Consider the following 11,073-nt stretch of genomic DNA (forward strand, 5'->3'; position numbering starts at 1 on the left):
ATCTGCTGTCGGGTATGGCCGCCTGCTGCGCCCTGTGGCTACGGCGACGCTGGCCGGTCGGGCTGGCCGTCGCGCTCGGCGTGCTCAGCACGCTCGCACCCGTCGCGGGCGGCGCCGCGCTGGCGGCCCTCTTCGGCGTGGCCATACACCGGCCGCTGCGGCCCGTACTGATCGTCGCCGGGCTGATCCTCATGGGCGGAAGCGCCCAGTCCGTCCTCCGTCCCGATCCCGGCACCTCCATGGCAGCCTCCCTGACCGCGACCGCGGTACTCGTTCTGCTCGTGACCGGCTGGGGCATGCTCGTACGGTCCCGGCGCCAGCTCTACGTCGCCCTGCGCGAGCGGGCCGTACGCGCCGAGGCCGAGGCCGGACTCCGCGCCGAGCAGGCCCAGCGGCTGGCCCGCGAGGCCATCGCCCGGGAGATGCACGATGTGCTCGCCCACCGGCTGACGCTGCTCAGCGTCCACGCGGGCGCCCTTGAATTCCGGCCCGACGCACCGCCGCCCGAGGTCGCCAGGGCCGCCGGTGTGATCAGGGACAGCGCGCACGAAGCCCTCCAGGATCTCCGCGCGATCATCGGAGTGCTGCGGGCGCCCGGCGACGAGGACAACCGGCCGCAGCCGACTCTGGCCACTCTGGACGGCTTGGTCGCCGAGTCCCGTGAGGCCGGGATGAAGGTCACTCTCGACAGCCGTGTCGAGGATCCGTCGGCCGTGCCCGCGGCCGTCGGCCGTACCGCCTTCCGTATCGCCCAGGAGAGCCTGACCAATGCCCGCAAACACGCGCCGGGCACCGAGGCCACCGTCGAGCTGAGCGGCGGCGCCGGAGAAGGGCTCACCGTCGAGATACGCAACACCGCGCCTCAGGGCGAGGTCCCGAAGGTGCCCGGATCCGGACAAGGGCTGATCGGGCTGACCGAGCGCACCGCGCTGGCGGGCGGCCGGTTCGAGCACGGAGCCACCCGCGACGGCGGATTCGCCGTCCGGGCCTGGCTACCGTGGACGCCATGACCATCAGGCTGATCATCGTCGACGACGACCCGCTGGTCCGCGCCGGACTGACCTTTATGCTCGGCGGCGCCGACGGCATCGAGATCGTGGGGGAGGCCTCCGACGGCACCGAGGTGCCGGACCTGGTCGAACGGACCTCGCCCGATGTGGTGCTGATGGACATCCGGATGCCCGTCATGGACGGTCTGGCCGCCACCGAGGCGCTGCGCCGCCGCCCGCACGCGCCCGAGGTCCTCGTCCTGACCACCTTCCACGCCGATGAGCAGGTGCTGCGGGCGCTGCGCGCGGGAGCCGCCGGCTTTGTCCTCAAGGACACTCCGCCCGCCGACATCGTCACCGCCGTACGGCGCGTGGCCGCCGGAGATCCGGTGCTCTCACCGGCCGTTACACGTCAGTTGATGAGCCATGTGGCGGGAGTGGCCCACGGTGGCCGCAGGGACTTGGCGGCGGAGCGGCTCGCCGCTCTCGCGGAGCGGGAGAGGGAGGTCGCGCTCGCCGTCGGTCAGGGCCGGTCCAACGCGGAGATCGCCGCCGGGCTCTATATGAGCGTGCCCACCGTCAAGGCCCATGTCTCCCGCATCCTGGCCAAACTCGGCCTCAACAACCGTGTCCAGATCGCCCTGTTGGTGCATGACGCCAATCCGGCCGTCGGGGATGGTGGCTCCGGGAGCGGCGCCGTAGGCTGACCCGATGGCGGTCATCGAACTGGCTGAATACGGCCCGGACTTCAATGTCAACCCCTATCCGTACTACGCGAAACTGCGCGAGGCAGGGCCCGTTCACGAGGTGATGGCCCCGGACGGCAATCGCTTCTGGCTGGTCGTCGGATACGAGGAGGGCCGCGCGGCCCTCGCCGACTCCCGGCTGTCCAAGGCGCCCGCCATCATGGGATACGAGCCGGGCGACGAGGCGATCATGGGCCCGCACGTACTGACTCTCGATCCGCCGGACCACACCCGGCTGCGCAAGCTCGTCGCTCCCGAGTTCACCCCGCGCCGGGTGGAGGCGCTGCGCCCGCGCGTCCAGCGGATCACCGACGAACTGCTCGACGCCATGGTCCCGGCCGGCCACGGCGACCTTGTGGACGCGCTGGCTTTTCCGCTGCCCATCATCGTCATCTCTGAGCTGCTCGGCGTGCCGCACGCGGACCGGGACACCTTCCGCGCCTGGACCAACGAGATCGTCGCGCCCACCACGCCCACCGGCCAGCGCGACTACACCATCGCCCTGTGCGCGTATCTCGACGAACTCATCGAGGACAAGCGCGCCGCCGCGCCCGCCGACGATCTCCTCTCCACGCTGCTGCGCACGCGCGCGGAGGACGGCGACCGGCTGTCCGCGGCCGAACTGCGCGCCTGGGCCTATGTGCTGCTCATCGCCGGACATGAGACGACCGTCAATCTGATCGCCAACGCGGTCCGCTCCCTGCTCACCCATCCCGGCCAACTGGCCGCGCTGCGCGCCGACTTCTCCCTGCTCGACGGCGCGATCGAGGAGACGCTGCGGTTCGAGGGACCGGTGGAGACCAGCACCATACGGTTCAGCAGGGAGCCGGTCTCCTACGGCGGCACGGAGATCCCGGCCCGGCAGGCGGTGCTGGTCGCGCTCGCCTCGGCGGACCGCGATCCCGCCCGCTTCGCGGATCCCGACACCTTCGACATACACCGCTCGGCGACGCCCGGCCGTGGCCCGGCGCATCTCGCCTTCGGACACGGCATCCATTTCTGCATCGGCGCACCGCTGGCCCGGCTGGAGGGCCGGATCGCAGTCCGGGCGCTGCTGGAGCGCTGCCCCGGGCTGGCGCTCGACCCGGAGGCGGGCCCGTACGAATGGCTGCCCGGCATGCTGATCCGCGGTGTGCGCGAACTGCCGGTGCGCTGGTAGCAGCGCCGTGGCGCACCGGCAGTTCGCGGTGTCAGCCGGCGGGAATCTCCGTCAGCGCGACCGGCCGGTGCTCGCGCCGGGACAGCTCGCACGCCTCCGCGATGCGCAGCGCGTGCAGCGCCTCCCTGCCGTCGCACGGATTGTCCAGCTCGCCGTTGACGACCTGGAGGAAGGCGTCCAGCTCCGCCTCGTACGCCGGAGCGAACCGCTCCAGAAAGCCCGGCCACGGATTGTCGCAGGGCGGCGGGCCCTTGGGCTCGGTCGAGGTGATCGGCGTACGGTCGTCGAGACCGACCGCGAACTGGTCGAGCTCACCGGCCAGTTCCATCCGTACGTCGTAGCCCGCGCCGTTGCACCGGGTGGCCGTGGCGGTCGCGAGCGTCCCGTCGTCCAGGGTGAGCACCGCCGCCGCGGTGTCGATGTCGCCCGCCTCCCGGAACATCCCCGGCCCGGCGTCCGAGCCGGTCGCGTAGACCTCCACCACCTCGCGTCCGGTGACCCAGCGCAGGATGTCGAAGTCATGCACGAGACAGTCGCGGTACAGCCCGCCCGAGAGCGGCAGATACGCGGCGGGCGGCGGCGCCGGATCGGAGGTGATCGCCCGTACGGTGTGCAGCCGGCCGAGCCGGCCCGACCGTACGAGCTCGCGCGCCGAGGCGTATCCCGCGTCGAAGCGGCGCATGAAGCCGAGCTGGAGCACCGTGCCCGCCGACTCCACCTCGCGCAGCGCACCGAGCGTGCCGGCCAGATCGAGGGCGATCGGCTTCTCGCAGAAGGCGGGCAGTCCGGCGCGGGCCGCGCGGCTGATCAGATCGGCGTGGGACGAGGTGGCCGACGCGATCACCACGGCGTCCACGCCCCAGGTGAACACTTCGTCGACGGATGGGGCGGCGGTCGATCCCGTACGGTCGGCGACCTCCGCCACCCGTGTCGAATCGATGTCCGCGACAACCAGGGAGCCGACCTCGCGATGGCGGCTGAGTACGTCCGCGTGAAAGGTGCCGATACGGCCCGTGCCGATGAGTCCGATGCGCATGGCCCCCAAGGTGGCTGTATGCCCTCACCATGTCAAGCATTTGTCCTGACAATCTGACTTCGCGACTTCCCGTCAACAAACAGTGCGACTACGCTCGGCCCGTGCCCCATCAGCCGAGATCAGCCCAAGCCGGACAGGAGACGCCCGGACCGGAGGCGGAGCACGCCCTGCCGCTCCAGCTCGGTGTCGACCGCACCAGTCCCGTGCCGCTCTACTACCAGCTCTCGCAGCAGCTGGAGGCGGCGATCGAGCGCGGCAGACTGGCCCCGGGCAGCCTCCTGGGCAATGAGATCGAGCTCGCGGGCCGGCTCGGGCTCTCCCGTCCCACCGTCCGCCAGGCCATCCAGTCCCTGGTCGACAAGGGCCTGCTGGTGCGCCGCCGCGGCGTCGGCACGCAGGTCGTGCACAGCCAGGTCAAGCGCCCGCTGGAGCTGAGCAGCCTGTACGACGATCTGGAGGCGGCGGGCCAGCGCCCGGCCACGCGCGTACTGCGCAACACGGTCGAGCCGGCCACCGCGGAGGTCGCCGCCGCGCTCGGCGTCGCCGAGGGCACGGACGTACAGCTCATCGAGCGGCTGCGGTACGCGCACGACGAGCCGATGGCGTGTCTGCGCAACCATCTGCCGTCCGGGCTCATCGACTGCGACACCGAGCGGCTGGAGGCCACCGGGCTCTACCGGATGATGCGCTCGGCCGGGATCACCCTGCACAGCGCCCGGCAGTCGGTCGGCGCGCGGGCCGCCACCGGCGAGGAGGGCGGGCTGCTGGCCGAGCCCGCGGGCGCGCCGCTGCTCACGATGGAACGGACCACGTTCGACGACACCGGGCGGGCCGTGGAGTTCGGCTCGCACATCTACCGGGCGTCGCGGTACGCCTTCGAGTTCCAGCTCCTCGTACGCCCGTAGGGCCCTCTTCGCTCCCGTCGCTCCCGTCTCTTCGTAAGAATGTACGGACAAAGCATTGACGCCCGTACGCGGGCCCGGCTAGAACTCGGGAACATCCGGTGGGCCACCCGATGACCACCCGGCGAACGGACATGACCGATACTTGGGCGGCCGGGCCGGCTCCGTACGCATCCCGGCCGTACCGAGGACTTCACTGAGAAGGGCACGGCGTCGTGGCAACGGTTCGGACAGGGATACGCGCGCTGAGCGCGGTGGTGGCGGCGGTGCTCGGGGTCTCGGCCCTCGCCGGATGCAGCAGCACGGGCGGCAAGCGCGCGGAGGAGCGGGCCCAGCGGGCCGCGGCGCAGGGACGGGCCGCGGTGGACACACCGAAGTGGACCGTCGCCATGGTCACCCACTCCGGCGACGGCGACACCTTCTGGGACATCGTCCAGCGCGGCGCCGAGCAGGCGGCCGTCAAGGACAACATCGACTTCCTCTACGCGCACAGCGACGAGGGCCAGCAGCAGGCCCAGCTCGTCCAGTCCTACATCGACAAGAAGGTCGACGGGCTCGTCGTCACCCTCGCCAAGCCCGACGCGATGAAGGACGTCGTCGCCAAGGCCGTCAAGGCCGGTATCCCGGTGATCACCGTGAACTCCGGAGCCGAGCAGTCGAAGCAGTTCGGCGCGCTCAGCCATATCGGCCAGGACGAGTCCATAGCCGGCGAGGCCGTCGGCGAGGAGCTGGACAAGCGCGGCAAGAAGAAGGCGCTCTGTGTCATCCACGAACAGGGCAACGTCGGCCATGAGCAGCGGTGCGCGGGAGCGAAGAAGACCTTCGGCGGTCAGCTCCAGAACCTCTATGTCGAGGGTACGAACATGCCGGACGTCCAGGCGTCCATCGAGGCCAAGCTCCAGGCGGACCGGAGCATCGACGCCGTCGTCACCCTGGGTGCTCCCTTCGCGGACGCCGCCGTCAAGGCGAAGGAGACGGCGAACAGCGAGGCGGAGATCGACACCTTCGATCTGAATCCCAAGGTCGCCGCCGGACTCACGGCCGGGACGCTCGGCTTCGCCGTCGACCAGCAGCCGTATCTCCAGGGATACGAGGCCGTGGATCTGCTCTGGCTCTACCGCTACAACGCCGATGTGCTCGGCGGTGGACGCCCGGTCCTCACCGGACCGCAGATCGTCACGGAGAAGGACGCGGGAGCGCTGGCGAAGTACACGGAGCGGGGCACCCGATGAGCGTGACCGCGCCACCGGTGGACGGCCGGCCGGGCGGGTCGGGCGGGACCAGCGCCGGCGACGAGCGGCTGCTCCGTGTCTCACCGCTGCGTACGCTGCTCGGCCGGCCCGAGCTGGGCGCGGTCGTCGGCGCGATCGCCGTCTTCCTCTTCTTCTCGGTCTTCGCGGACTCGTTCCTCCGGGCGTCGAGCTTCGGCACCGTCCTGTACGCGGCGTCCACGATCGGGATCATGGCCGTTCCGGTGGCGCTGCTGATGATCGGCGGCGAGTTCGATCTCTCCGCCGGCGTGATGGTCACCAGCTCCGCGCTGGTCTCCTCGATGTTCAGCTATCAGATGACGGCGAACGTCTGGGTCGGCGTCGGTGTGTCGCTGCTGGTCACGCTGGCCCTCGGGGCCTTCAACGGCGTGATGCTGACCCGTACGAAACTGCCGAGCTTCATCATCACGCTGGGCACCTTCCTGATGCTCACCGGACTCAATCTCGGGCTGACGAAGCTGATCAGCGGCACGGTCTCCACCAAGACCATCGCGAACATGGAGGGCTTTCCCTCCGCCAGGAAGCTCTTCGCCTCCCAGCTCACTCTCGGCGATGTCGAGCTGAAGGTGACCATCCTGTGGTGGGCGGTGCTGGTGCTGCTGGCGACCTGGATCCTGCTGCGGACCCGCTTCGGCAACTGGGTCTTCGCGGTCGGCGGCAACGCCGAGGCCGCCCGCGCGGTCGGCGTACCGGTCGCCAGGACCAGGATCGGGCTGTACATGGGCGTGGCCTTCTGCGCCTGGGTCTCCGGGCAGCATCTGCTGTTCTCGTTCGATGTCGTCCAGTCCGGCGAGGGCGTCGGCAACGAGCTGATCTACATCATCGCGGCCGTCATCGGCGGCTGTCTGATCACCGGCGGCTACGGCTCGGCGATCGGCTCCGCGGTCGGCGCGTTCATCTTCGGCATGACCAGCAAGGGCATCGTCTACGCGGAGTGGAACCCGGACTGGTTCAAGTTCTTCCTCGGAGCGATGCTCCTTCTCGCGACCCTGCTCAACGCGTGGGTGCGCAAGCGTGCGGAGGCGACACGATGACGGCGGAGAACGCGACGGCGGAGAACGCGACGATGGCGGTGGACGGCGCGGCGGCGGGCGGCGCACTGATCGAGCTGGACAACGTCAGTAAGTACTACGGCAATATCCGGGCCCTGGAAGGCGTCTCGCTGGAGGTGCACGCGGGCGGGATCAGCTGCGTCCTGGGCGACAACGGCGCCGGCAAGTCCACTCTGATCAAGATCATCGCCGGGCTGCACCGGCATGACGCGGGCGACTTCCTGATCGACGGCGAGAAGACCGTGCTCGCCTCGCCGCGCGAGGCCCTGGACCGAGGTATCGCCACGGTCCACCAGGACCTCGCCGTCGTGCCGCTGATGCCGGTCTGGCGGAACTTCTTCCTGGGATCCGAGCCGACCAGAGGACGCGGTCCCTTCAGACGGCTCGATGTCGCGCTGATGAGGGAGACGACCCGGGCCGCGCTGTTGCGGATGGGCATCGATCTGCGCGACGTCGACCAGCCGATCGGCACGCTGTCCGGCGGTGAGCGCCAGTGTGTGGCCATCGCCCGTGCCGTCCACTTCGGCGCGAAGGTCCTGGTGCTGGACGAGCCGACCGCGGCTCTTGGAGTGAAGCAGTCGGGTGTGGTGCTCAAATATGTGGCCGCCGCACGGGACGCGGGACTCGGCGTGGTCCTCATCACGCACAATCCGCACCATGCCTTTCTGGTCGGCGACCGGTTCACCATGCTCAAGCGCGGAATCATGTCGGGAAGCCATACCAAGGACTCGACCACTCTGGACGAGCTGACGCGTGAGATGGCGGGCGGCTCGGAGCTGGCGGAGCTGAGCCATGAACTGGAGCGCGCCGAGGGCGTCACCGAACTGGAGCGCGCCGCGGGCGACACCTCTTGACGCCTCCTGAGGCTGCCGGGCCGCTCTTGACGCCGACGGGCCGCGCGGCCACCTCACCTGCCCTCGCCCGCCCCGGATGGCACAATCTGCCAGGGCGGACACCATCCGCCGCCGCTGCCCACCCGGGCCGGCCGGCCCCCGATCCCAGGGACGACACGACCCGTGCGAGCACCCGAACCATGGCCCGGGCCCGAACCACGGCCCGGCCGACTCCGGCTCATCCGCCGCGCCAGGCTTGAGCCGACGCGTACGAGGGAGTCCGGCCGATGAGCACCTACCGTGACTTCGCGTCCCACCGCGGCGCCGCACGCGCCACGGTCCTGCGGACCGCGGGCACCCGTGAGCGCCGCTCGCTGCTCACCGCGCCCCGGGTCCCGACCGTCGGTATCGACATCGGCGGTACGAAGGTGATGGCCGGCGTCGTCGATCCCGACGGCAACATCCTGGAGAAGCTCCGTACCGAGACTCCGGACAAGTCCAAGAGCCCACGGGTGGTCGAGGACACCATCGTGGAGCTGGTCCTCGATCTCTCCGACCGCCACGATGTGCACGCCGTCGGCATCGGCGCGGCCGGCTGGGTCGACGCGGACCGCTCCAAGGTGCTCTTCGCGCCGCATCTCGCCTGGCGCGACGAACCGCTCAGGGACGCGCTCTCCGCACGGCTCGCCGTCCCGGTGATGGTCGACAACGACGCCAACACCGCAGCCTGGGCGGAGTGGCGCTTCGGCGCCGGACGCGGCGAGGACCATCTCGTCATGATCACGCTCGGTACGGGCATCGGCGGCGCCATCCTGGAGGACGGCCGGGTCAAGCGCGGCAAGTACGGAGTCGCCGGTGAGTTCGGCCATATGCAGGTCGTGCCCGGCGGCCACCGCTGCCCGTGCGGCAACCGCGGCTGCTGGGAGCAGTACAGCTCGGGCAACGCGCTCGTACGGGAAGCCAGGGAGCTGGCCGCCGCCGACTCGCCCGTCGCGTACAACATCATCGACCGCGTCAAGGGCAATGTGCAGGACATCACGGGCCCGCTGATCACCGAACTCGCGCGTGAGGGCGACGCCATGTGCGTCGAGCTGTTCCAGGACATCGGCCAGTGGCTCGGCATCGGCATCGCCAATCTCGCCGCCGCCCTCGATCCGTCCTGCTTTGTCATCGGCGGAGGCGTCAGCGCCGCCGACGATCTGCTGATCGGCCCGGCCCGTGACGCCTTCCGCCGCCATCTCACCGGCCGCGGCTACCGTCCCGAGGCCACGATCGCCAAGGCACAGCTCGGCCCGGAGGCGGGCATGGTCGGCGCCGCCGATCTCTCCCGGCTGGTGGCCAGGCGCTTCCGCCGCGCCAAACGCCGCCGCGTCGAGCGCCATGAGCGGTACGAGCGCTACGCCCAGGCCCTCCGCACCGCCCGTACGAGCACGAGCCAGGAACCGCAGTCATGACGCTGTCCCGACCGTTGCCGGCCACGGAGGAGACCGGAAAGCCGCCGGAGGACCGGCGTCACCGCAACCGGCGCCGCTGGCTGACGGCCGTCGTCATCGTGCTGCTCATCGGTATCCCGGCCGGCTATCTGGTGATCTCCGCCGGACAGAGCCGGGAGAGCGGCCGGGACAAGGAGGCCGAGTCCTCCGCCACCGGACTCCAGCACCTCCGGCCCTCCAAGATGAAGCGCCGGATCTTCGAGGTGCCGATCCCCACCGGAGCCACCCGGGTGCGGTACTTCGAGACGAGCAACTGGAAGACCAGCCGGCTGTACGTGCAGTTCGACGTAGACTCCACGCAGCTCGACACGTTCCTGGCCGACATGGGAACCAGCAGGTCCGCGCTCCAGGACGGCCACATCCCGATCGGCCCACGCGATCTGCGCACCGTCGGCTGGAACTTCGACCTCCCCGGCCATGACTGGGCAGGCACCAGCCACCGCCAGCAGGCCCCGCGCCCCAGCCAGGACGTGGTGGTCGACCTCACCGAGCCGGGCTTCCCACGCGTCTTCGTCGTCTCCACCACCACGCCGTGATCCCCACGCGCCGCGATTGACAGCGCCTGTCCAACGGCCTGGCCTCGAAAGCCCGATATGTGCCTCCGGATTGGTCCGCGGTCTCGGTCCGGCTAGAGTCCGCTTCCTTGCAAAGGACGCAGGAATCACACATCAGGGGCGGGACATATGACGTACATCCGGACCGGAGCGTGGGCGGGGATCACCTTTGCCGTGCTGGCCGCGACTACCGCGTGCGGCGCGGAAGCCGTGAGGAAGACCGCCGATGCCGTCGGCCACGCCGACGCGATCATGGTGGCGCTGACCCGTGCGTCGGACAAGGCGTCGAAGCTCGGTTCGGCCGAGGTCGAGACGACGACGGTGATCGCCGCGGCCGGCGGCAAGCCAATATCCATGGACGGCACCTACTCCTGGGGCGACGGCGCCGCGCTCGATGTCGAGATGGACACCGCGAACGCGCAGATGCAGTCTCTCCAGGACGATCCCACGCTGACGATGAAGATGGTCGACGGGGCGTACTACTACGAGGTGGATCCGCAGCCCAGTGGCCCGCTCAAGGGCAAGCACTGGATGCGGATCGACGTCTCCGCCGTCATGGGGGAGTCGGGCGCGGACAACATCGCGGACAACGCCGACCCGACGGCGGGCCTGCGCTACATCGGCGCTGCGAAGGACGTGAAGAACTTCGGCGAGGAGACGGTCCGCGGCAAGAAGGCCATCCACTACCGGGGTAGCGTCGGCGCACAGCAGGTCAACGCGTCCGACCTCACCGCCCAGGAGAAGAAGGCCGCCATCAACTCCCTGAAGGCGAGCGGCGGGAAGATGACCTTCGACGTCTGGGTCGACGGAAAGGACCTGCCCGTACGCGTGAAGCAGAGCGGCGGCGGCATGACGGTCACCATGGACTTCCTGAAGTTCGGTGCCATCAAGCCGATCACGGCCCCGCCGGCCTCCGACACGGGCAACCTCACCGACCAGGTCAAGAAGCAGCGCGAGCAGTCGCTGGGCCAGTGAGACATTGACGCGCACCAAGGTGGCCCGGCCGTTGGAACGGCCGGGCCACCGGTGCAAACCGGC

11 protein-coding genes are annotated in these 11,073 nt (G+C 70.0%); 10 read left to right on the forward strand and 1 reads right to left on the reverse strand.

Going from position 1 to position 11,073, the window contains the following annotated elements:
- The 3 genes from GA0115259_RS17560 to GA0115259_RS17570 all read left to right on the forward strand — a co-directional run.
- Positions 1-1,010 (forward strand): sensor histidine kinase (locus tag GA0115259_RS17560; protein WP_107469206.1); only part of this gene is annotated, 1,010 nt, incomplete at its 5' end.
- Positions 1,007-1,696: a response regulator transcription factor gene (locus GA0115259_RS17565; protein WP_093597704.1), complete on the forward strand. Its 690-nt coding sequence runs from the start codon at positions 1,007-1,009 to the stop codon at positions 1,694-1,696. The genes GA0115259_RS17560 and GA0115259_RS17565, both read left to right, overlap by 4 nt.
- A gap of 4 nt (positions 1,697-1,700) precedes the next feature.
- Positions 1,701-2,894 carry a cytochrome P450 family protein gene (locus GA0115259_RS17570; protein WP_093597682.1) on the forward strand — a complete coding sequence of 398 codons (1,194 nt, stop codon included), beginning with the start codon at positions 1,701-1,703 and terminating at the stop codon, positions 2,892-2,894.
- 31 nt (positions 2,895-2,925) lie between these two features.
- Here GA0115259_RS17570 and GA0115259_RS17575 read toward each other — a convergent pair whose 3' ends face one another.
- On the reverse strand, positions 2,926-3,930 hold the full coding sequence (locus GA0115259_RS17575; RefSeq protein ID WP_093597686.1) for a Gfo/Idh/MocA family protein: 1,005 nt from the start codon (positions 3,928-3,930) through the stop codon (positions 2,926-2,928).
- A 101-nt stretch (positions 3,931-4,031) separates the two neighbouring features.
- Here GA0115259_RS17575 and GA0115259_RS17580 point away from each other — a divergent pair, with 101 nt between their 5' ends.
- The 7 genes from GA0115259_RS17580 to GA0115259_RS17610 all read left to right on the forward strand — a co-directional run bounded on the left by GA0115259_RS17580 (position 4,032) and on the right by GA0115259_RS17610 (position 11,010).
- A complete protein-coding gene (locus GA0115259_RS17580; RefSeq protein ID WP_370748051.1) occupies positions 4,032-4,835 on the forward strand; it encodes a GntR family transcriptional regulator in 804 nt (267 codons plus the stop codon).
- A 212-nt stretch (positions 4,836-5,047) separates the two neighbouring features.
- Positions 5,048-6,064, forward strand: coding sequence for a sugar ABC transporter substrate-binding protein (locus GA0115259_RS17585; protein ID WP_093597692.1), 1,017 nt, complete (start codon positions 5,048-5,050; stop codon positions 6,062-6,064).
- The gene (locus tag GA0115259_RS17590) at positions 6,061-7,137 is read left to right on the forward strand and encodes an ABC transporter permease (protein ID WP_237540127.1); all 1,077 of its coding nucleotides are present in this window, start codon (positions 6,061-6,063) and stop codon (positions 7,135-7,137) included. The genes GA0115259_RS17585 and GA0115259_RS17590 overlap by 4 nt, the downstream gene beginning before the upstream one ends.
- Positions 7,138-7,169: 32 nt before the next feature.
- Entirely contained in the window at positions 7,170-8,009 is an 840-nt protein-coding gene (locus GA0115259_RS17595) for an ATP-binding cassette domain-containing protein (RefSeq protein WP_093597714.1), read from the forward strand.
- Between the two features lie 266 nt (positions 8,010-8,275).
- On the forward strand, positions 8,276-9,442 hold the full coding sequence (locus tag GA0115259_RS17600; protein ID WP_093597695.1) for an ROK family glucokinase: 1,167 nt from the start codon (positions 8,276-8,278) through the stop codon (positions 9,440-9,442).
- Positions 9,439-10,017 carry a hypothetical protein gene (locus GA0115259_RS17605; protein ID WP_093597698.1) on the forward strand — a complete coding sequence of 193 codons (579 nt, stop codon included), beginning with the start codon at positions 9,439-9,441 and terminating at the stop codon, positions 10,015-10,017. Before GA0115259_RS17600 ends, GA0115259_RS17605 begins: the two co-directional genes overlap by 4 nt.
- Positions 10,018-10,164: 147 nt before the next feature.
- Positions 10,165-11,010, forward strand: a complete 846-nt coding sequence (locus GA0115259_RS17610; RefSeq protein ID WP_093597701.1) for an SCO4651 family lipoprotein — start codon at positions 10,165-10,167, stop codon at positions 11,008-11,010.
- Positions 11,011-11,073 lie beyond the last annotated feature (63 nt).

Source organism: Streptomyces sp. MnatMP-M17, assembly GCF_900091995.1.
Classification (GTDB): Bacteria; Actinomycetota; Actinomycetes; order Streptomycetales; family Streptomycetaceae; genus Streptomyces.